The sequence below is a fragment of the Enterobacter sp. ECC_219_Taxon_10 genome (assembly GCF_058354905.1).
Window position 1 is genome coordinate 1,680,537 of the sequence record NZ_CM178005.1, and the last position, 21,959, is coordinate 1,702,495.

At 55.1% G+C, this 21,959-nt stretch carries 15 protein-coding genes; 11 read left to right on the forward strand and 4 right to left on the reverse strand.

What is annotated here, in order from left to right; translation table 11 throughout:
* Positions 1–90 precede the first annotated feature (90 nt).
* From AC4ICF_RS07985 to AC4ICF_RS08025, 9 genes are all read left to right on the forward strand, one after another.
* Entirely contained in the window at positions 91–3,786 is a 3,696-nt protein-coding gene (locus AC4ICF_RS07985; protein WP_316380041.1) for a DNA translocase FtsK 4TM domain-containing protein, read from the forward strand.
* A gap of 128 nt (positions 3,787–3,914) precedes the next feature.
* Positions 3,915–4,529 (forward strand): outer membrane lipoprotein periplasmic chaperone LolA, encoded by a 615-nt coding sequence (gene lolA / locus AC4ICF_RS07990; RefSeq protein WP_116340976.1) that lies wholly within the window; start codon positions 3,915–3,917, stop codon positions 4,527–4,529.
* Between the two features lie 9 nt (positions 4,530–4,538).
* A complete protein-coding gene (gene rarA / locus AC4ICF_RS07995) occupies positions 4,539–5,882 on the forward strand; it encodes a replication-associated recombination protein RarA (protein WP_163328579.1) in 1,344 nt (447 codons plus the stop codon).
* A 92-nt stretch (positions 5,883–5,974) separates the two neighbouring features.
* Complete coding sequence (serS, locus tag AC4ICF_RS08000; RefSeq protein ID WP_008499983.1) at positions 5,975–7,267, forward strand: serine--tRNA ligase; 1,293 nt, start codon at positions 5,975–5,977, stop codon at positions 7,265–7,267.
* Positions 7,268–7,478: 211 nt separating this feature from the next.
* Complete coding sequence (gene dmsA, locus AC4ICF_RS08005) at positions 7,479–9,923, forward strand: dimethylsulfoxide reductase subunit A (RefSeq protein ID WP_316380043.1); 2,445 nt, start codon at positions 7,479–7,481, stop codon at positions 9,921–9,923.
* 10 nt (positions 9,924–9,933) lie between these two features.
* Complete coding sequence (locus AC4ICF_RS08010; protein WP_116340970.1) at positions 9,934–10,551, forward strand: DMSO/selenate family reductase complex B subunit; 618 nt, start codon at positions 9,934–9,936, stop codon at positions 10,549–10,551.
* 1 nt (position 10,552) lies between these two features.
* Positions 10,553–11,416 (forward strand): dimethyl sulfoxide reductase anchor subunit family protein, encoded by an 864-nt coding sequence (locus tag AC4ICF_RS08015; RefSeq protein ID WP_316380044.1) that lies wholly within the window; start codon positions 10,553–10,555, stop codon positions 11,414–11,416.
* Positions 11,417–11,690: 274 nt separating this feature from the next.
* Positions 11,691–12,839: an MFS transporter gene (locus tag AC4ICF_RS08020; protein ID WP_316380045.1), complete on the forward strand. Its 1,149-nt coding sequence runs from the start codon at positions 11,691–11,693 to the stop codon at positions 12,837–12,839.
* 123 nt (positions 12,840–12,962) lie between these two features.
* Complete coding sequence (locus AC4ICF_RS08025; protein WP_316380046.1) at positions 12,963–13,493, forward strand: anti-virulence regulator CigR family protein; 531 nt, start codon at positions 12,963–12,965, stop codon at positions 13,491–13,493.
* Positions 13,494–13,529: 36 nt separating this feature from the next.
* On the opposite strand, the gene pflA is transcribed toward AC4ICF_RS08025, so the two are convergent.
* The 4 genes from pflA to ycaO all read right to left on the reverse strand — a co-directional run bounded on the left by pflA (position 13,530) and on the right by ycaO (position 19,832).
* On the reverse strand, positions 13,530–14,270 hold the full coding sequence (pflA, locus tag AC4ICF_RS08030; RefSeq protein WP_014883212.1) for a pyruvate formate lyase 1-activating protein: 741 nt from the start codon (positions 14,268–14,270) through the stop codon (positions 13,530–13,532).
* Between the two features lie 203 nt (positions 14,271–14,473).
* On the reverse strand, positions 14,474–16,756 hold the full coding sequence (pflB, locus tag AC4ICF_RS08035; RefSeq protein WP_023338210.1) for a formate C-acetyltransferase: 2,283 nt from the start codon (positions 16,754–16,756) through the stop codon (positions 14,474–14,476).
* A gap of 51 nt (positions 16,757–16,807) precedes the next feature.
* Entirely contained in the window at positions 16,808–17,665 is an 858-nt protein-coding gene (gene focA / locus AC4ICF_RS08040; protein ID WP_162874957.1) for a formate transporter FocA, read from the reverse strand.
* Positions 17,666–18,071: 406 nt separating this feature from the next.
* A complete protein-coding gene (ycaO, locus tag AC4ICF_RS08045; protein WP_162874956.1) occupies positions 18,072–19,832 on the reverse strand; it encodes a 30S ribosomal protein S12 methylthiotransferase accessory factor YcaO in 1,761 nt (586 codons plus the stop codon).
* A gap of 127 nt (positions 19,833–19,959) precedes the next feature.
* On the opposite strand from ycaO, the gene AC4ICF_RS08050 reads away from it, so the two are divergent.
* Together AC4ICF_RS08050 and serC are read left to right on the forward strand one after the other, a co-directional pair.
* Positions 19,960–20,652, forward strand: a complete 693-nt coding sequence (locus tag AC4ICF_RS08050; protein WP_116340962.1) for a DUF421 domain-containing protein — start codon at positions 19,960–19,962, stop codon at positions 20,650–20,652.
* Positions 20,653–20,814: 162 nt separating this feature from the next.
* A complete protein-coding gene (gene serC, locus AC4ICF_RS08055; RefSeq protein ID WP_163328591.1) occupies positions 20,815–21,903 on the forward strand; it encodes a 3-phosphoserine/phosphohydroxythreonine transaminase in 1,089 nt (362 codons plus the stop codon).
* Positions 21,904–21,959 lie beyond the last annotated feature (56 nt).

Sequence of the window (21,959 nt, forward strand, 5' to 3'; positions counted from 1 at the left end):
AATCCATACAGCAACAGTGCCGGGGAGCCCCGGCGCTGTTGTCCGTTTTAGCAAACAGGCAGGATATGCCTGATACCTGGAGAGCCTTTCTTGAGCCAGGAATACACTGAAGACAAAGAAGTCACACTATCGAAGCTAAGCAGCGGACGTCGTCTCCTCGAGGCTTTGCTGATCGTTATTGCCCTTTTTGCCGTCTGGCTGATGGCAGCCTTACTCAGTTTCAACCCTTCCGATCCCAGCTGGTCGCAAACCGCGTGGCATGAGCCTATCCATAATTTAGGCGGCGTACCCGGAGCCTGGCTTGCGGACACGCTCTTTTTCATTTTCGGTGTAATGGCCTACACCATTCCCGTCATTATTATTGGCGGATGCTGGTTTGCATGGCGTCATCGTCAGAACGATGATTACATCGATTATTTCGCGGTTTCCCTGCGCCTGATTGGCGCGCTGGCGCTGATCCTCACCTCCTGCGGGCTGGCGGCGATTAACGCCGATGATATCTGGTACTTCGCCTCCGGCGGGGTAATTGGCAGCCTGCTGAGCTCTGCGCTACAGCCGATGCTTCACAGCAGCGGCGGCACGCTGGCGCTGCTCTGCATCTGGGCGGCAGGGCTGACGCTGTTTACCGGCTGGTCATGGGTGAGCATTGCCGAGAAGATCGGCAGCTTTATTCTTACGATCCTGACCTTCGCGAGCAACCGTACCCGCCGCGACGACACGTGGGTCGATGAAGAAGAATATGAAGATGAGTACGAAGAGGAAGACGATGCTCCGGTGCAGCGTCGTGAATCTCGTCGTGCTCGTATTCTGCGCGGTGCCCTGGCGCGTCGCCAGCGCGTTGCTGAAAAATTTGCTAACCCGCTTGGACGCAAAACCGATGCGGCGCTCTTCTCCGGTAAGCGTATGGATGAAGATGAGCAGGTTGAGTACCGCGCAGCGGGTAGCTCAGTAGATCCTGATGATGTGCTTTTCTCCGGCAACCGTGCGATGCCGGGTGATTTCGATGAATACGATCCGCTGCTTAACGGGCATACCGTTACCGCGCCGGTTGCCGCAGCCGCAGCAGCAACGACCGCAGCACAGGCGTATGCCGCCCCTGTCGAAGCCGTGATGCCATCCGCGCCGGTTCCACCACCGGAATCCGCTATCCAGCAGCCTCAGGTTGCCTGGCAGACCGCACCGGGTGTCCACACGCCGGAGCCCGTTATCGCGCCTGAACCAGAGAGCTATGTCCCTGTGCATCAGGAGCAGTGGCAGCAGCCTTATCAGCCGCCGCAACCTGAGTATGAACCGCAGAACTATGAGCAGCCTGCGGCCCAGCCTTATCAGGCGCATGCGCCTGAACCGGTTGAACCCGCGCAGCCTTATGTGGAGCCTCAGCCTGAACCTGAGGTGGTGGAAGAGGTGAAACCGTCTCGTCCGCCAATGTACTATTTTGAAGAAGTTGAAGAACGCCGGGCTCGTGAACGCGAACAGCTGGCGGCATGGTATCAGCCTGTGCCTGAACCGGTGCAGGAGCCGGTTACAAAGGCACCTTCAGTTTCGGTTCCGCCGGTCGACCCGACGCCTGCTGTTGCCCCCGTAGCGGAAAGCGTGAAGCAGGCTACTGCGGCCTCAGCGGCGGCAGCACCGGTATTTAGCCTGGCAACGGGCGGTGCGCCGCGTCCGCAGGTGAAAGAGGGAATTGGTCCCCAACTGCCTCGCCCTAACCGCGTCCGCGTTCCAACCCGACGTGAGCTTGCCTCCTATGGTATCAAGCTGCCTTCCCAGCGGATGGCCGAAGAAAAAGCGCGTGAGACGGACTATGAAGATGATGCCGATGAAATGCAGCAGGACGAACTGGCCCGCCAGTTCGCCGCGCAGCAGAATCAGCGCTACGGTGAAGCCTATCAGCACGATGAACCGATGCTGGAAGACGAAGATGACGCGGCTGAAGCCGAATTAGCGCGTCAGTTTGCGGCAACCCAGCAGCAACGTTACTCCGGTGAACAGCCTGCTGGCGCGAACCCGTTCTCATTATCGGATTTCGAGTTCTCACCAATGAAAGATCTGGTGGATGATGGCCCGAGCGAGCCTCTGTTCACCCCGAGCGTTATGCCTGAAGCAGAGCCTGTGCGCCAGCAGCCGGCGCCGCAGGCACAGACATACGCGCAGCCGCAGCAACCTGTTCAGCAGCCGTATGCGCAACCGCAGCAGCCGCAACAACAGCCGCCGCAGTTCCAGCAGCCAGCGCCACAGCCTCAGGAGAGCCTGATTCACCCGCTGCTGATGCGTAACGGTGACAGCCGTCCGCTGCAGCGTCCGAGCACGCCGCTACCGTCGCTGGATCTGCTGACGCCGCCGCCGGCTGAAGTCGAGCCGGTTGATACGTTTGCTTTGGAGCAGATGGCCCGTCTGGTGGAAGCCCGTCTGGCAGACTTTCGCATCAAGGCGGACGTGGTGAATTACTCACCGGGCCCGGTTATTACCCGTTTCGAACTTAACCTGGCGCCGGGCGTCAAAGCCGCGCGCATTTCTAACCTGTCCCGCGATCTGGCACGTTCTCTGTCGACCGTTGCGGTACGTGTGGTGGAAGTGATTCCGGGTAAACCGTACGTTGGCCTTGAGCTGCCGAACAAGAAACGTCAGACCGTTTACCTGCGCGAAGTGCTGGATAACACCAAGTTCCGCGATAACCCATCCCCGCTGACCGTAGTGTTGGGTAAAGATATCGCCGGCGACCCGGTGGTGGCTGACCTCGCGAAAATGCCTCACCTGCTGGTAGCGGGTACCACCGGTTCCGGTAAGTCCGTCGGCGTGAACGCCATGATCCTCAGCATGCTCTACAAAGCGCAGCCGGAAGATGTGCGTTTCATCATGATCGACCCGAAAATGCTCGAACTGTCGGTCTACGAAGGCATTCCGCATCTGCTGACGGAAGTGGTCACCGACATGAAAGACGCCGCCAACGCCCTGCGCTGGAGCGTCAACGAGATGGAGCGCCGCTACAAGCTGATGTCTGCGCTGGGCGTGCGTAACCTGGCCGGCTATAACGAGAAAATCGCCGAGGCGGCGCGCATGGGCCGTCCAATCCCGGATCCTTACTGGAAACCGGGTGACAGTATGGATGCACAGCATCCGGTGCTGGAGAAACTGCCTTATATCGTCGTGCTGGTGGATGAATTCGCCGACCTGATGATGACCGTCGGTAAGAAAGTGGAAGAGCTGATCGCGCGTCTGGCACAGAAAGCGCGTGCGGCAGGTATTCACCTGGTGCTGGCGACCCAGCGTCCGTCCGTGGATGTTATCACCGGCCTGATTAAGGCGAACATACCGACTCGTATCGCGTTTACCGTTTCGAGCAAAATTGACTCCCGTACCATTCTCGACCAGGGCGGCGCTGAGTCTCTGCTGGGAATGGGGGACATGCTGTACTCCGGCCCGAACTCCACCTCACCGGTGCGCGTACACGGTGCGTTCGTTCGCGACCAGGAAGTACACGCGGTGGTGCAGGACTGGAAAGCGCGCGGACGTCCGCAGTACGTTGACGGTATTACCTCCGACAGCGAAAGCGAAGGCGGCGGCGGTGGTTTTGACGGCGGTGAAGAGCTGGATCCGTTATTCGATCAGGCGGTTAACTTCGTCACTGAAAAACGTAAAGCCTCCATCTCTGGCGTGCAGCGTCAGTTCCGCATCGGCTATAACCGCGCGGCACGTATCATCGAGCAGATGGAAGCGCAGGGCATCGTGAGCGAGCAGGGGCACAACGGTAACCGTGAGGTGCTGGCTCCGCCGCCGTTTGATTAACCCTCAACATTTGCAAAGAAGGGTAAAACAGCAAAAATTAAGCATTTTCTTCTGTCGCCTGCCTGCGGGCAGGTCCAGAATAGATGACGGAACCCCCATTTCGGGAAGACGTATTTTAAGGAATAACAATGAAAAAAATCGCCATCGCCTGTGCATTACTCACCAGTTTTGTTGCCAGCAGCGTCTGGGCTGATGCAGCCAGCGACCTTAAAAGCCGACTGGACAAAGTCAGCAGCTTCCACGCCAGCTTCACGCAAAAAGTGACAGACGGTAGCGGCAACGCGGTGCAGGAAGGACAGGGGGATTTGTGGGTGAAACGCCCTAATCTGTTTAACTGGCATATGACCCAGCCTGATGAAAGTATTCTGGTGTCAGATGGTAAAACCCTGTGGTTCTTCAACCCGTTCGTTGAGCAGGCTACGGCGACCTGGCTGAAGGACGCGACCAGCAACACGCCGTTTATGCTGATTGCCCGCAACCAGGCCAGCGACTGGCAGCAGTACAATATTAAACAGAAGGGTGACGAATTTGTCCTGACGCCGAAAGGCAGCAACGGCAACCTGAAGCAGTTCACCATCAACGTAAGCACCAACGGTACCATTAACCAGTTCGGCGCGGTTGAGCAGGACGATCAGCGCAGCAGCTACCAGCTTAAATCTCAGCAGAACGGCGCCGTTGACGCATCGAAATTCACCTTTACCCCGCCGCAGGGCGTAACGGTGGACGACCAACGCAATAAGTAAGAGGCATGAGTGGGCAATCTGTCGCTCGATTTTTCAGATAACGCGTTTCAACCTCTGGCCGCCCGTATGCGGCCAGAAAATTTAGCGCAGTACATCGGTCAGCAGCATCTGCTGGCTGCGGGGAAACCCTTGCCGCGCGCCATTGAGGCCGGGCATTTACACTCGATGATCCTCTGGGGACCTCCGGGCACCGGCAAAACCACGCTTGCAGAAGTGATCGCCCGGTATGCTAACGCGGACGTTGAGCGTATCTCTGCGGTGACGTCGGGGGTGAAGGAGATCCGCGAGGCGATCGAGCGAGCGCGGCAGAACCGCAATGCCGGACGCCGCACTATTCTCTTTGTCGACGAAGTCCACCGCTTCAACAAGAGCCAGCAGGATGCCTTCCTGCCGCATATTGAAGACGGCACAATCTTCTTCATCGGGGCGACCACCGAAAATCCATCGTTTGAACTGAACTCGGCGCTGCTGTCCCGCGCGCGCGTTTATTTGCTTAAATCCCTGACCACCGAGGATATCGAAAAGGTCCTCACGCAGGCGATGGAGGATAAGGCGCGGGGCTACGGCGGGCAGGATATCGTGCTGCCTGACGACACGCGACGTGCGATTGCGGAGCTGGTCAACGGCGATGCGCGTCGGGCGCTAAACACGCTGGAAATGATGGCCGATATGGCCGAAGTGGATGATGCCGGGAAGCGGGTGCTGAAGCAGGAGCTGCTGACCGAAATTGCCGGGGAGCGCAGCGCGCGTTTCGATAATAAAGGCGACCGTTTCTACGACCTGATTTCGGCGCTGCATAAGTCCGTGCGCGGCAGCGCTCCGGATGCAGCGCTGTACTGGTACGCGCGTATCATCACCGCGGGTGGCGATCCGCTATATGTTGCGCGCCGCTGCCTGGCAATTGCGTCAGAAGATGTTGGCAATGCCGACCCGCGCGCCATGCAGGTTGCGATCTCGGCCTGGGACTGCTTTACCCGCGTAGGCCCGGCGGAAGGCGAGCGTGCCATTGCCCAGGCGATTGTCTATCTGGCCTGTGCACCGAAAAGCAACGCCGTCTATACCGCATTTAAAGCCGCGATGTCGGATGCGCGCGAACGTCCTGACTACGATGTGCCGGTCCACCTGCGCAATGCGCCAACCAAATTGATGAAAGAGATGGGTTACGGGCAGGAGTATCGCTACGCCCATGATGAACCCAACGCCTACGCCGCTGGCGAGGAATATTTCCCGCAGGAAATGGCACAAACCCGCTATTATCACCCCACAAACAGAGGTCTTGAGGGCAAGATTGGCGAAAAGCTCGCCTGGCTTGCCGGACAGGATCAAAATAGCCCTATAAAACGCTACCGTTAGCGCTATCGTTGCGGTAATGTTGGCGTAGTATCCCTGTGGCCGCAGGCTGTGGTCACATTTTCCTATTTTAATTCGATAAGCACAGGATAAGCATGCTCGATCCCAATCTGCTGCGTAATGAGCCAGACGCAGTCGCTGAAAAACTGGCACGCCGGGGCTTTAAGCTGGATGTAGATAAGCTGCGCGCTCTTGAAGAGCGTCGTAAAGTTCTGCAGGTACAAACTGAAAATCTGCAGGCAGAGCGTAACTCTCGATCGAAATCCATTGGCCAGGCGAAAGCGCGCGGGGAAGATATTGAGCCATTACGCCTGGAAGTGAACAAACTGGGTGAAGAGCTGGATCAGGCGAAAGCGGAGCTGGACGTTCTTCAGGCCGAAATTCGTGATATCGCCCTGGCGATCCCGAACATTCCTGACGACAGCGTGCCTGTCGGCAAAGACGAGAACGACAACGTTGAAGTGAAACGCTGGGGCACGCCTCGCGAGTTCGACTTCGAGGTGCGCGATCACGTGACGCTGGGCGAAATGCACGCGGGCCTGGACTTTGCGGCAGCGGTTAAGCTGACCGGTTCTCGCTTCGTGGTGATGAAAGGCCAGATTGCCCATCTGCACCGCGCGCTGGCGCAGTTCATGCTGGATCTGCACACCGAACAGCATGGCTACAGCGAAACCTACGTTCCGTATCTGGTTAACCACGATACGCTGTACGGCACGGGCCAGCTGCCGAAATTTGCCGGCGATCTGTTCCATACCCGCCCGCTGGACGAAGAGGCAGACAGCAGCAACTACGCGCTGATCCCAACCGCGGAAGTACCGCTGACCAACCTCGTACGTGATGAGATCATCGACGAAGATGACCTGCCAATTAAGCTGACAGCACATTCTCCGTGCTTCCGTTCTGAAGCGGGCTCTTACGGTCGTGACACGCGCGGTCTGATCCGTATGCACCAGTTCGACAAAGTTGAGATGGTGCAGATCGTTCGTCCGGAAGAGTCCATGGACGCGCTGGAAGAGATGACCGGCCACGCTGAGAAAGTGCTGGAGCTGCTGGGTCTGCCGTACCGTCGTATGGCGCTATGCACTGGTGACATGGGCTTTGGTGCCTGCAAAACCTTCGACCTGGAAGTCTGGGTACCTGCGCAGAATACCTACCGTGAGATCTCCTCCTGCTCTAACGTCTGGGATTTCCAGGCGCGCCGCATGCAGGCACGCTGCCGCAGCAAGTCTGACAAGAAAACCCGTCTGGTGCATACCCTGAACGGCTCTGGTCTGGCCGTTGGCCGTACGCTGGTTGCCGTACTGGAAAACTACCAGCAGGCAGATGGCCGCATCGAGATCCCTGAAGTGCTGCGTCCATACATGAAAGGCCAGCAGTACATCGGCTGATAATTTGTCTTAAAACAAAAAAGCGCCTCAGGGCGCTTTTTTTATGCCTTTGATTTGATACGAAGCAATAACCTCTCCCTCTAAAGTAGTAATACTCCTCCGAATGAAAGTCAGCATAAAAAGCTGATAACGAAGAAATTCGTTATAAATAAAACTATATAGCGGTCTATGCCGCCTCTCATTTCTTTGTGAGCAACCAAAGTGAGTCTTTATGAAAATCAACGCGCCTGAAGCGTTAATGGCTGCCGAGGTCACTCGCCGTGGGTTGATGAAAACCACGGCAATTGGCGGCCTGGCCGTAGCCAGTAGTGCCTTCACGCTCCCTTTCACCCGACTGGCGTCGGCGGCAGATGCACTGTCCCCAGCCTCAGCTCCGGAAAAAGTGGTGTGGAGTGCCTGTACCGTAAACTGCGGTAGCCGTTGTCCGCTGCGTATGCATGTAGTGGATGGTGAAATTAAATATGTCGAAACCGACAATACCGGGGACGATAACTACGAAGGGTTACATCAGGTTCGCGCCTGTCTGCGCGGTCGCTCCATGCGTCGTCGCGTGTATAATCCGGACCGCCTGAAGTATCCGATGAAGCGCGTCGGTAAGCGTGGGGAAGGGAAGTTCGAGCGTATTAGCTGGGATGAAGCCTACGACATCATCGCCACCAATATGCAGCGCCTTATCAAAGAGTACGGCAACGAATCCATCTACCTGAACTACGGCACCGGGACGCTCGGCGGCACGCTGACCCGCTCCTGGCCGCCGGGTAAAACGCTGGTGGCGCGCCTGATGAACTGCTGCGGCGGTTATCTCAACCACTACGGCGACTACTCTTCCGCGCAGATTGCAGCGGGTCTCAACTATACCTACGGCGGCTGGGCGGACGGCAACAGCCCGTCTGATATCGAAAACAGTAAGCTGGTCGTGCTGTTTGGCAATAACCCGGGCGAAACCCGCATGAGCGGCGGCGGGGTAACCTACTACCTGGAACAGGCCCGCGCAAAATCCAATGCTCGCATGATCATCATCGATCCGCGCTATACCGACACCGGTGCCGGACGTGAAGACGAGTGGGTCCCAATCCGTCCGGGTACCGATGCGGCGCTGGTTTCCGCGCTGGCGTGGGTGATGATCACCGAAAACCTCGTCGATCAGCCTTTCCTGGATAAATACTGCGTCGGCTATGACGAGAAAACCCTGCCCGCCAGCGCGCCGGCTAACGGTCACTACAAGGCGTATATTCTCGGTCAGGGCAGCGATGGCGTGGCGAAAACGCCCGAGTGGGCCTCCACCATCACCGGTATTCCGGTGGAGCGTATCGTTCAGCTGGCGCGTGAGATTGGCTCAGCCAAACCGGCCTATATCAGCCAGGGCTGGGGACCGCAGCGTCATGCGAACGGCGAAATCGCGACCCGTGCCATCTCAATGCTTTCTATTCTGACGGGTAACGTGGGCGTTCACGGCGGAAACACCGGCGCGCGTGAAGGCTCTTATGAAGTGCCGTTTGAACGTATGCCGACGCTGGATAACCCTGTTCAGACCAGCATCTCCATGTTTATGTGGACCGATGCGATCGAACGCGGCCCGGAAATGACCGCCCTGCGCGATGGCGTGCGCGGCAAGGACAAGCTGGACGTGCCGATCAAGATGATCTGGAACTATGCCGGTAACTGTCTCATCAACCAGCACTCTGAAATCAACCGCACCCATGAAATCCTGCAGGATGACAAGAAGTGCGAGATGATTGTGGTGATTGACTGCCACATGACCTCCTCGGCGAAATATGCCGATATCCTGCTGCCGGACTGCACCGCCTCTGAGCAGATGGATTTCGCGCTGGACGCCTCCTGCGGCAACATGTCCTACGTGATCTTTACCGACCAGGCGATTAAACCGCGCTTCGAGTGTAAAACCATCTATGAGATGACCTCTGAGCTGGCGAAACGTCTTGGCGTTGAGCCGCAGTTTACCGAGGGACGTACTCAGGAAGGGTGGATGCGCCATCTACATGAACTTTCCCGTAAAGCGATCCCTGACCTGCCGGATTTCGATACCTTCCGCAAGCAGGGTATGTACAAAAAGCGCGATCCGGAAGGGCACCACGTGGCGTACAAAGCGTTCCGTGAAGATCCGCAGGCGAATCCGCTGACCACGCCATCGGGCAAAATCGAGATCTACTCCGAAGAGCTGGCAAAAATCGCGTCGACCTGGGAACTGCCGGAAGGGGACGTTATCGATCCGCTGCCGATCTACACGCCTGGTTTTGAAAACTATAACGATCCGCTGACGGCGAAATTCCCGCTGCAGCTGACCGGTTTCCACTACAAAGCGCGAGTGCACTCCACCTACGGCAACGTCGACGTACTGAAAGCCGCCTGCCGTCAGGAGATGTGGATCAACCCGATGGATGCCAAAGCTCGCGGCATCGGCAATGGCGATCGCGTGCGTATCTTCAACGGTCGCGGCGAGGTACACATTGAGGCCAAAGTGACGCCGCGCATGATGCCAGGCGTGGTGGCGCTGGGGGAAGGGGCCTGGTACAGCCCCGATGCCAACCGCATCGACCAGGCGGGCAGTATTAACGTGCTGACCACGCAACGTCCGTCGCCGCTGGCGAAGGGCAACCCATCCCACACAAACCTTGTCCAGGTTGAAAAGGTTTAAGGAGTAACCGATGACAACCCAGTATGGATTTTTCATTGATTCCAGCCGTTGCACCGGGTGCAAAACCTGCGAGCTGGCCTGTAAAGATTACAAAGATCTTACTCCGGATGTGAGCTTCCGCCGCATCTACGAATACGCCGGGGGCGACTGGCAGGAAGATAACGGCGTCTGGCATCAGAACGTCTTTGCATATTACCTGTCGATTGCCTGTAACCACTGTGAAGATCCGGCCTGCACCAAGGTCTGCCCGAGCGGGGCGATGCACAAGCGGGAAGACGGTTTTGTGGTGGTGGATGAAGATGTCTGCATCGGCTGCCGCTACTGCCATATGGCGTGCCCGTACGGCGCGCCGCAGTACAACGCCGCCAAAGGGCATATGACCAAGTGCGACGGCTGCCACAGCCGCGTAGCGGATGGTAAGAAACCCATCTGCGTCGAGTCCTGTCCACTCCGCGCGCTGGACTTTGGTCCTGTTGAAGAGCTGCGACAAAAACACGGTCAGCTTGCCGCAGTGGCACCGCTGCCGTCAGCGCACTTCACGAAGCCGAGTATTGTCATTAAACCTAACGCCAACAGCCGTCCGACGGGTGACACCACCGGCTACCTGGCAAATCCGAAGGAGGTGTAAGATGGGAAGTGGATGGCATGAATGGCCGCTGATGATCTTCACTGTCTTTGGTCAGTGCGTGGCGGGCGGCTTCATCGTACTCGCGCTGGCGCTGTTGAAAGGCGATCTCAACGCTGAACAGCAGCAGCGTCTGGTGTTGAGCATGTTTGGCCTGTGGGTGCTGATGGGAATTGGCTTTATCGCCTCCACGCTGCACCTGGGTTCGCCGATGCGCGCGTTTAACTCTCTGAACCGCGTAGGAGCGTCGTCCCTCAGTAACGAGATTGCGAGCGGGGCAATTTTCTTTGCCGTCGGCGGGCTGGGCTGGCTGCTGGCCGCGATGAAGAAATTGCCTGCGGGTCTGCGAAGCCTGTGGCTGATCGTCACCATGGTGCTGGGAGTAGTGTTCGTGTGGATGATGGTGCGCGTCTATAACACCATCGATACCGTCCCAACCTGGTACAGCGTCTGGACGCCGATGAGCTTCTTCCTGACGATGTTTATCGGCGGGCCGTTGCTGGGCTACCTGCTGCTGCGCGTGGCGGGTATCGACGGGTGGGCAATGCGTCTTCTGCCCGCCGTTTCGCTGCTGGCGCTGGTGGTGAGTGCGATGGTTGCTCTGATGCAGGGGGCTGAGCTGGCAACTATTCACAGCTCCATTCAGCAGGCGTCCGCCCTGGTTCCTGATTACGGTTCTCTGATGGCCTGGCGCATCGTTCTGCTGGTCGCGGCGTTGGTATTCTGGATCGCTCCTCAGCTTAAAGGTTATCAGCCCGCGCTGCCGCTGCTGTCACTGGCCTTTGTGCTGGTACTGGCAGGGGAGTTGATTGGTCGCGGCATTTTCTACGAGTTGCATATGACCGTTGGTATGGCTATCGCCAGTTAACGTTGCATTTAGTTATATCAAGCCGGGCCTGAGTGCCCGGCTTTTTCTTTTTCGATCATGAAATTTTTCGACTGTCGTTTTGTTTTAATTTCGGTCATTAATAAATAAAAACAGACACATATTTAATATCTATAGCAGGCGCTGCATTAGCAGGATAAGTTTTTTAAATCGACAGGGAACATATTGTGCGAGCCAGCTAAATCAGTGGATTGACTTTGTTTTTGCCAGTGGCATGATGCGCACGAAATCTGAACTTCCTCACGGTTTTTAATCCATGACCACCTATACCCGGCCAGTGCTCCTGTTGCTCTGTGGCCTGCTTCTGTTGACCCTGGCGATCGCAGTGTTAAACACGCTCGTCCCGTTGTGGCTCGCCCATGAAAACTTACCGACCTGGCAGGTGGGTATGGTCAGCTCGTCCTTTTTCACCGGGAACCTGCTGGGCACGTTATTAACCGGGAGCCTGATTAAGCGCTTCGGCTTTAATTGCAGCTATTATCTGGCCTCGCTGATTTTTGCTGCCGGGTGCGCCGGGTTGGGCCTGATGGTCGGCTTCTGGAGCTGGATGGCGTGGCGCTTTATCGCCGGTATCGGCTGCGCGATGATTTGGGTGGTGGTTGAAAGTGCGCTGATGTGCAGCGGCACCTCCCGCAACCGCGGACGTCTGCTGGCGGCCTACATGATGGTTTACTACGTCGGCACCGTGCTGGGTCAACTGATGGTCAGCAAGCTGCCAACCGACCTGATGAGCGTGCTGCCGTGGGTGACTGGCATGGTGCTGGCGGCGATCCTGCCGCTGCTCTTTACGCGCATTGTGAACCAAAACAGCGAACATCAGGAAGCGACCCACGTCTGGCCAATGCTGAGACTCCGTCAGGCGCGTCTGGGCGTTAACGGCTGCATTATCTCAGGGATTGTACTGGGCTCGCTCTACGGCCTGATGCCGCTCTACCTGAACCATCAGGGGGTCAGTGATTCCGGAATCGGCTTCTGGATGGCGGTGATGGTGAGCGCGGGTATTGTGGGTCAGTGGCCGATTGGCCGCCTGGCGGACCGCTTTGGTCGTCTGCTGGTGCTGCGCGTTCAGGTCTTCGTGGTGATCATGGGATGCCTCGCCATGCTCAGCAACGCCGCGATGGCGCCCGCGCTGTTTATTCTGGGGGCTGCCGGCTTTACGCTCTATCCGGTCGCGATGGCCTGGGCCTGTGAGAAAGTTGAACATCACCAACTGGTGGCAATGAATCAGGCGCTGTTACTGAGCTATACCATCGGCAGTTTATTAGGGCCGACGTTTACCGCGATGCTGATGCAGAATTATTCCGATAATTTATTGTTTATCATGATCGCCAGCGTGTCGTTTATTTATCTCTTAATGCTGCTGCGTAAAGCGGGCGAGCATCCAACGCCTGTGGCTCACGCCTGATTAAATAAAAGCCTGTCTATGACAGGCTTTTTTATCCCTGTCACATATAAGACTTTTACGTATTGTTTGTTTTTCCCGCCTGGCGATAATTCAAATGAGTTCTACCACTAAAAGGCAACAATCATGTCTATACGTCGTTTTTCCACTACCGCACTTGCCGTAGTGTTGTCTTTAACGTTTGCAACGGCTCCGGTCATGGCTAATCCTGGTAACGGGAACGGCGGTGGTCACGGAAACGGTGGCGGACAAGGTAATGGCGGCAATCATGGTAACGGGAATTCTGGTAACTCCGGTAACCATGGTAATAAGCAAAATAGCGGACAGGATAACCCTGGAAAATCGGATAAGAGCTTCAAAAACAGCAAAGATGTCGGTAATGACGTTGATGCTCGCGTGAGCTTCGATCATGCCCGCCACCTGGCACTGAATTACGGCTTAACGGGCTATGAGTCTCTGCCTCCGGGTATTGCAAAAAACCTCGCTCGCGGTAAACCACTGCCTCCGGGCATTGCGAAGAAAACTGTGCCAGCGTCTATGCTCGGCCAGCTTCCTTCCTACCCTGGCTATGAATGGCGCGTCGTGGGTGACGATCTGGTCTTAATTGCGCTGAGTACGGCGATTGTGACTTCCGTTATTAACGGCGTCTTTAAATAGAATATAAAAAGGCCCGGTTCTCACCGGGCCTTCTCTTTAATACATGACCTTGTGACCGTACTGCTCAAGAATACCTTTCACGCGCTCCATCGTCTCTTTCTTCGGCGGCTTCACGCCATCGAGTTTGTACTCTTCGCCCATCGCCACCCATTTGTGTTTACCCAGTTCGTGATAGGGCAGAAGCTCAATTTTCTCGACGTTGCCCATGTCGCGGGTAAATTCCCCCAGGCGGTGCGCGGAATCATCGTCATCTGACCAACCGGGAACTACAACGTAGCGGATCCAGGTTTTGATGCCTTTGTCGGCAATGTATTTGGCAAACTCCAGCGTACGGTGGTTAGAAACGCCAACCAAATTCTGGTGGATCTCATCGTTCATCTGTTTGAGATCGAGCATCACCAGATCGGTCACTTCGAGCAGTTCATCAATAACCGGATCGTAGCGGCGCACAAAGCCGTTGGTGTCGAGACAGGTATGAATACCTTCTTTACGGCAGGCGCGGAACCAGTCGCGGACAAACTCAGCCTGCAGAATAGCTTCACCGCCGGACGCGGTCACGCCACCGCCGGACGCATTCATAAAGTGGCGGTAGGTCACCACCTCTTTCATCAAATCTTCCACGGTGACTTCTTTACCGCCGTGCGTGTCCCAGGTATCACGGTTATGGCAGTACAGGCAGCGCATCAGGCAGCCCTGGAAAAAGGTAATAAAGCGGATCCCCGGGCCATCGACGGTACCACAGGATTCAAAGGAGTGAATGCGACCAATAGTTGACATTGCGGTGATATCTCCGAATTTGGCCCATCCGGGGGCCTGTGTAGTTGCACAGCTCAAAGGCTATGTCGAGTCTGTTTTGGCTGTTATCCATAGAGTATAGATAGCGGACAAAAGAGACTGATGAAGCGAGGGTGTTAAAAAGGCCCCACTTGCGTGGAGCCTTTATTGTACGCTTTTTAACGCGTGATTTCAGTCAATTCCACTTACATGGACTGAGTGAAAGTACGGGTGATAACGTCCTGCTGCTGTTCTTTAGTAAGGGAGTTAAAACGTACTGCGTAGCCAGATACGCGGATGGTCAGCTGAGGATACTTCTCAGGGTGTTCCATCGCGTCGAGCAGCATTTCACGGTTCATTACGTTCACGTTCAGGTGCTGACCACCTTCGATGGACGCTTCGTGGTGGAAGTAACCATCCATCAGACCCGCGAGGTTAGTTTTACGCACTTCGTCGTCTTTACCCAGCGCGTTTGGCACGATAGAGAAGGTGTAAGAGATACCATCTTTCGCGTAAGCAAACGGCAGTTTAGCAACGGAGGTCAGAGAGGCAACCGCACCTTTCTGGTCACGACCGTGCATTGGGTTAGCACCTGGGCCGAATGGCGCGCCAGCACGACGACCGTCTGGGGTGTTACCGGTTTTCTTACCATACACAACGTTAGAGGTGATGGTCAGAACAGACTGAGTCGGGATAGCGTTACGGTAGGTAGTCAGTTTCTGAATTTTCTTCATGAAACGTTCTACCAGGTCAACCGCCATGTCATCAACGCGAGCGTCGTTGTTACCAAACTGCGGATATTCGCCTTCGATTTCGAAGTCTACGGCCAGGCCGTCTTCGTCACGAATTGGTTTAACTTTCGCGTATTTGATTGCAGACAGGGAGTCAGCAGCAACGGACAGACCAGCGATACCACACGCCATGGTGCGGATAACGTCACGGTCGTGCAGCGCCATCAGAGAGGCTTCGTAGCTGTACTTGTCGTGCATGTAGTGGATAACGTTCAGTGCAGTGACGTACTGTTTAGCCAGCCAGTCCATGAAGTGGTCCATGCGCTCCATGACTTCGTCATAGTTCAGCACGTCACCTTTGATTGGCTCAGACTTAGGACCAACCTGCATTTTCAGTTTTTCATCAACGCCGCCGTTGATAGCGTACAGCATGGTTTTCGCCAGGTTTGCACGCGCACCGAAGAACTGCATTTGTTTACCAACAACCATTGGGCTTACGCAGCAAGCGATAGCGTAATCGTCGTTGTTGAAGTCCGGACGCATCAGGTCATCGTTCTCGTACTGCAGAGAAGAGGTGTCGATGGACACTTTAGCGGCGAATTTCTTGAAGTTCAGAGGCAGTTTTTCAGACCACAGAACGGTGATGTTCGGCTCCGGAGAAGGACCCATGGTGTACAGGGTGTTCAGGAAGCGGAAGCTGTTTTTGGTAACCAGCGTACGGCCGTCAACGCCCATACCACCGATTGATTCTGTTGCCCAGATTGGGTCACCAGAGAACAGTTCATCGTATTCAGGGGTACGCAGGAAGCGAACCATACGCAGTTTCATGACCAGGTGGTCAATCATTTCCTGAGCGTCTTGCTCGGTGATTTTGCCTGCTTTCAGGTCACGTTCGATGTACGCATCCAGGAAGGTAGACACGCGACCGAAGGACATTGCTGCACCGTTCTGAGACTTAACCGCAGCCAGGTAGCCGAAGTAGGTCCACTGGATAGCTTCCTGAGCGTTGGTTGCAGGACCAGAGATATCGCAGCCGTATTTCGCAGCCATCTCTTTGATCTGACCCAGCGCGCGGTGCTGTTCAGCAATTTCTTCACGCAGACGGATAGTCGCTTCCAGGTTTACGCCGTTTTCCAGATCGGACTGCAGGGAAACAAACTGCGCGTACTTGTCTTTCATCAGGAAGTCGATGCCGTACAGCGCAACGCGACGGTAGTCACCGATGATACGACCACGACCATATGCATCTGGCAGACCCGTCAGAACGCCAGATTTACGGCAGTTCAGAATGTCTTTGGTGTAAACATCGAATACGCCCTGGTTGTGGGTTTTGCGGTATTCGGTGAAGATTTTTTTCAGCATTGGGTCCAGCTCGCGGTTATACGCTTTGCAGGAACCTTCAACCATTTTGATACCACCGAACGGGATGATTGCGCGTTTCAGTGGTGCTTCAGTCTGCAGACCAACGATTTTCTCAAGGGCTTTGTTGATGTAGCCAGCATCGTGAGAAGTGATGGTGGAAGCAACGGAGGTGTCAAAATCAACTGGCGCGTGAGTGCGGTTTTCCAGTTTAACGCCTTCCATTACGCTGTCCCACAGCTTGGTGGTCGCATCAGTTGCGCCAGCCAGGAAGGATTCGTCACCTTCATACGGGGTATAGTTTTTCTGAATGAAGTCACGGACGTTTACTTCATTCTGCCAGTCACCTTTCGCAAAACCTTCCCAGGCTGTGGCTAACTTTTCATTAAGCTCGGACATGTAACACCTACCTTCTTAAGTGGATTTTTTATTTACTGCCTGAGAAAACCATCAATGATGATCGTCGCCACGCAGGTAAATGACCCAGTATGTCAACCCAACTAACAGACCCCCACCGATAATGTTCCCGATAGTGACGGGGATCAGGTTATCAGTAATGAAATTCATAATAGTCAGGTGAGAGAAACTTTCCGGGGATGAACCAACTGCGGTCCAGAACTCCGGGCTTGCAAAGTTGCGGATAACAATCCCCATCGGGATCATGAACATATTCGCAATACTGTGCTCAAAGCCGCTGGCAACAAACATCGCAACCGGCAGAACCATAATCATGGCTTTATCCATCAGGCTACGACCCGAGTAGCTCATCCAGACCGCCAGGCAGACCATCAGGTTTGCGAGGATGCCGAGAGCAACGGCTTCGATAAATGTGTGATGCATTTTGTGGTCGGCGGTCTGCAGGACGTTAAGGCCCCAGCCGCCGTTGGCGGTCATATACTCGCCAGAGAGCCACATCAACAGAACAAAGAGCAGACAGCCAATCAGGTTACCAACGTAGACGTTAAGCCAGTTGCGCGCCAGTTGACCCCAGGTAATTCTTCCGCTGGCCTTTGCCACGACAATCAGCACCGTTGAGGTGAAGAGGTCGGCGCCGCAGATGACGCAGAGAATCAGGCCCAGTGAGAAGCAAATGCCGCCAATCAGTTTAGCTATGCCGAAAGGCATTCCGGCAGTACCGGTGGTGGCGGTGATGTAGAAGACGAAAGCGATTGAGATGAACACACCTGCGGTGATCGCCAGATAGAACGTCTTCATCGGGTGTTTCGTTGCTTTATAGACACCCGCTTCTTCGGCAACTTTTGCCATCGCGGCGGGGAGTAAAAGATCAAAAGGGTTGTCAGCTTTCACACTAACTCTCTCTTTATTAAGTCGGCGACGAGATACTAACAAAGCATTATAGAAGAGAAATTGATATAGATCATATCTCGCCTGGCTTATAGGCCCGCAGTGTGTATGGTTTTACAACAAATGCGGAGTAAGTATTTGATTATCCGTATAAAAATAAATTTTAAAAGTTATGAAAAGAGTTGAATTTTTTCGTTCGGCCCCCTTCGAAACAGTTAATTAATATGGGGTATTTACCATAAAAAGTAACAATAAAGCCCAGGCAAATATTATTATATTTACCCATGTTTAACTTTATTATTACAATCAATAATCATTGCCGAAGAGAATAAAAAACGGGGCAATGAAATTGCCCCGTAATATAGCCCAGACGATTGAATACGCCTACTGCTGTTAATGTTATGTGCGCTTATTTTGACCAGTAAGCGGCTTTTGCTTTCTGCAGCTTTTCATAGGCCTTCAGCAGAGACTGATGCGCCGGGAAGGCTTTCAAATCGCTGTCAACTGCCTGCAGACCGTAGAACGGCTCTTCACCGCTCAGCGCCGCGCTGGCGGCTTCAACCGCTTCAGCACCGTACATACGTACGAAAGCGTTCAGGTACTGCAGTGGCTCGCGATCGTCTTCCTGTGCAAGCAGCAACAGGGTTTGCAGGCAGCGGTAATAGTTGGTGCGCTCGGCGGAGAAGACCGACTGGTTAAACTCCATGGTCCATTCGGTCCAGGCCAGGGCCTGATCCAGATCGCCGCCCGCCAGCGCCAGCATCGCTTTCAGTTCGCCGATGCGCAGGGTGTACCAGCCGTTGTCTTTCCCGGTCGCCAGACCCAGCAGTTCGCGCACGCGGGTAAAATCATCGTGGCCCTCATCGTCCAGCTGGGCGATCAGGTTGAGATAATCTTCTTTCTCCCACTCGCTGCCCGGCAGGGACAGCAGGGTCTCACGCAGGTGCGCGCCCATGCTGTTGTTAGCCAGCCACAAATCTTCCGCCGGATAGATGTCGGACATGCCGGGCACGATGATGCGGCACGCGTAAACGCCCAGGTGTTCGTAGTCGGCAATGTAGACTTCCTGATCTTCGGCGTTGAAGATTGCCATCAGCGTGGCGAACTCTTCTTCCGTGGTACCGGCAAAGCTCCAGTCCACGAACGGATAGTCCGCGTCCTGCTTGAACATATCCCAGGAGATCAAACCGCTGGAGTCGATGAAGTGGGTTTCGAGGTTGGTATGCTCGGCCACTTCTTCATCGTCAAACGTTGGCGGGGTAAACACGTCGAGATCTTTCAGGCTACGGCCCTGCAGCAGCTCGGTCACGGTACGCTCCAGCGCCACACCGAAGTCAGGATGCGCGCCGAAGGAGGCAAAGCAGGTGCCGTTAGTCGGGTTAAACAGCACGACGCAGATAACCGGATATTTACCGCCCAGCGAGCCGTCGTAGGCAAAGATTGGGAAACCTTCCGCTTCCAGCTTCGCGATGGATTCCACCACGCCCGGGTAGCGCGCCAGCACGTCCGCCGGGATCTCCGGCAGGCTGATGGATTCAGCGATGATGCGGTTTTTAATGTGACGCTCGAACACCTCAGACAGGCCCTGAACGCGCGCTTCGTTGCGGGTGTTACCGGCGGACATGCCGTTGGACACATACAGGTTGCCGACGATGTTCATCGGAATATAAACGGTCTGCTCGTCAGACTGACGGGTGAACGGCAGGGCGCAGATACCGCGATCTTCGTTACCCGACTGCAGATCGATCAGCATGCTGGCAGTCAGTTCGTTTTCTGGATCGTAGAAAGCGCGCAGGCGTTGATCGAGGATCCCTTCCGGCAGTTCGTCGTCTTCGGTCAGCGGGAACCATTTTTCGTTCGGATAGTGAACGAAAGGACCGTTGGCGATGGTTTCACCCAGCCAGAAGTCAGCAAAGAAATAGTTGGTGGACAGACGCTCAAAATACTCACCCAGCGCAGAGGCCAGTGCCGCTTTTTTCGTCGCGCCTTTACCGTTGGTAAAGCAGAGCGCGCAGTCTTTGTCGCGAATGTGCACGGACCAGACGTGAGGCACCGGGTTGAGCCAGGAGGCTTCTTCGATGTTAAAGCCCAGGTCGGTCAGTTTCTGCTGGAAGCGAGCGATGGAATCTTCCAGAGCGGCGTCTTTGCCGGGGATAAACGTTTGAGTCATGGCGTTCACTTTTATCGTACGTAAAGCGCGCAATGATACGGGTTTTGCGTGACGGGTGCTATCTCCGGCGAAAATAAATGGCTGGGCTATGCTTAGTGACAGTAACTGACTGTTAAGGCATAGAAAAATGAAAGCATTTGATCTCCAGCGGATGGCGTTTGATAAAGTTCCTCCTGAATTTCTGGGCGAAGTGGCGCTGCGCAGCCTGTATACCTTCGTACTCGTCTTCCTGTTTCTTAAAATCACCGGCCGTCGCGGCGTTCGGCAGATGTCGCTGTTTGAAGTGCTGATCATTCTGACGCTGGGCTCGGCGGCGGGAGACGTCGCCTTTTATGACGATGTGCCGATGGTGCCGGTGTTTATCGTTTTTGTCTCGCTGGCGCTACTTTACCGTCTTGTCATGTGGCTGATGTCGAAAAGCGAAAAGCTGGAAGATCTGTTCGAAGGGAAGCCGGTGGTTATCGTCGAGGACGGCCAACTGGCCTGGCAAAATGTGCAAAGCGCCAATATGACCGAGTTTGAGTTCTTTATGGAGCTTCGCCTGAACAGCGTTGAGCAACTGGGGCAGGTGCGTCTGGCGATTATGGAAACCAACGGCCAAATCAGCGTCTATTACTATTCTGACGACGAGGTGAAGCCGGGACTGTGTATCCTGCCGGATATGCTCATAGAGCGTTTCAGAACGGTACCTGAATCAGGCGAGTATGCTTGCGTAAGATGTAGCCATGTTGTCGCGATGCAGCCAGGGGAGCGTCAATTATGCCCCCGCTGTGCAAATCCGGAATGGACGAAGGTTAGCCGGGCCAAACGTATTACCTGACAGCCATTTTGTCGGTTTTGTCGTATCGAGGCGGCAGAATGTTTTGTGTGACGCGGGGCACATTTCCCCGGTCATAAGTTTTAGACATTGCGGCGCGTGTCACTGAATGATAAAACCGATATCCACAGTTATAACTTATGGCTTTTAGCGTGGTGAGGGGAAATGGCTCAAGTCTTTAATTTCAGTTCAGGTCCGGCAATGTTACCGGCAGACGTGCTTAAACAAGCTCAACAGGAGCTGTGTGACTGGAACGGTCTGGGTACGTCGGTGATGGAAATCAGCCACCGTGGTAAAGAGTTTATTCAGGTGGCCGAAGAGGCAGAAAAGGATTTTCGCGATCTGCTGAATATTCCCTCGAACTACAAAGTATTGTTCTGCCACGGCGGCGGCCGCGGTCAGTTTGCAGGCGTACCGCTGAATATCCTCGGTGACAAAACGACGGCTGACTACGTTGACGCGGGTTACTGGGCGGCAAGCGCCGTTAAAGAAGCGCATAAATACTGCACGCCGAATGTTATCGATGCCAAAGTGACCGTTGACGGCCTGCGCGCCGTGAAGCCTATGAGCGAGTGGCAGCTTTCTGATAACGCCGCCTATCTTCACTACTGCCCGAACGAAACCATTGACGGGATTGCCATCGACGAGACGCCAAACTTTGGCAAAGATGTTGTGGTTGCCGCCGACTTCTCCTCCACCATTCTGTCTGCGCCACTTGACGTCAGCCGCTACGGCGTTATCTATGCGGGCGCGCAGAAAAATATCGGTCCTGCGGGTCTGACTATCGTCATCGTGCGTGAAGACTTGCTGGGTAAAGCGCATAAATCCTGCCCGTCGATTCTCGACTACACCGTGCTGAACGATAACGACTCCATGTTCAACACCCCACCAACGTTTGCCTGGTACCTCTCCGGCCTGGTCTTCAAATGGCTGAAGCAAAACGGCGGCGTGGCGCAGATGGACAAGGTGAATCAGCAGAAAGCCGAACTGCTGTATGGCGTGATCGACAAGAGCGATTTCTACCGCAACGATGTAGCGAAAGCTAACCGTTCCCGCATGAACGTGCCATTCCAGCTGGCGGACAGCAGCCTGGACAAAGTGTTCCTGGAAGAGTCCTTCGCGGCAGGCCTGCACGCGCTCAAGGGCCACCGTGTGGTGGGCGGCATGCGTGCCTCTATCTATAACGCGATGCCGCTGGAAGGCGTTAAGGCCCTGACGGATTTCATGATCGACTTTGAACGTCGTCACGGTTAATTTGCTGTTTTTCACCCCCGCAGCGTCCCTGCGGGGTTTTTATTATGTTGAGTTGA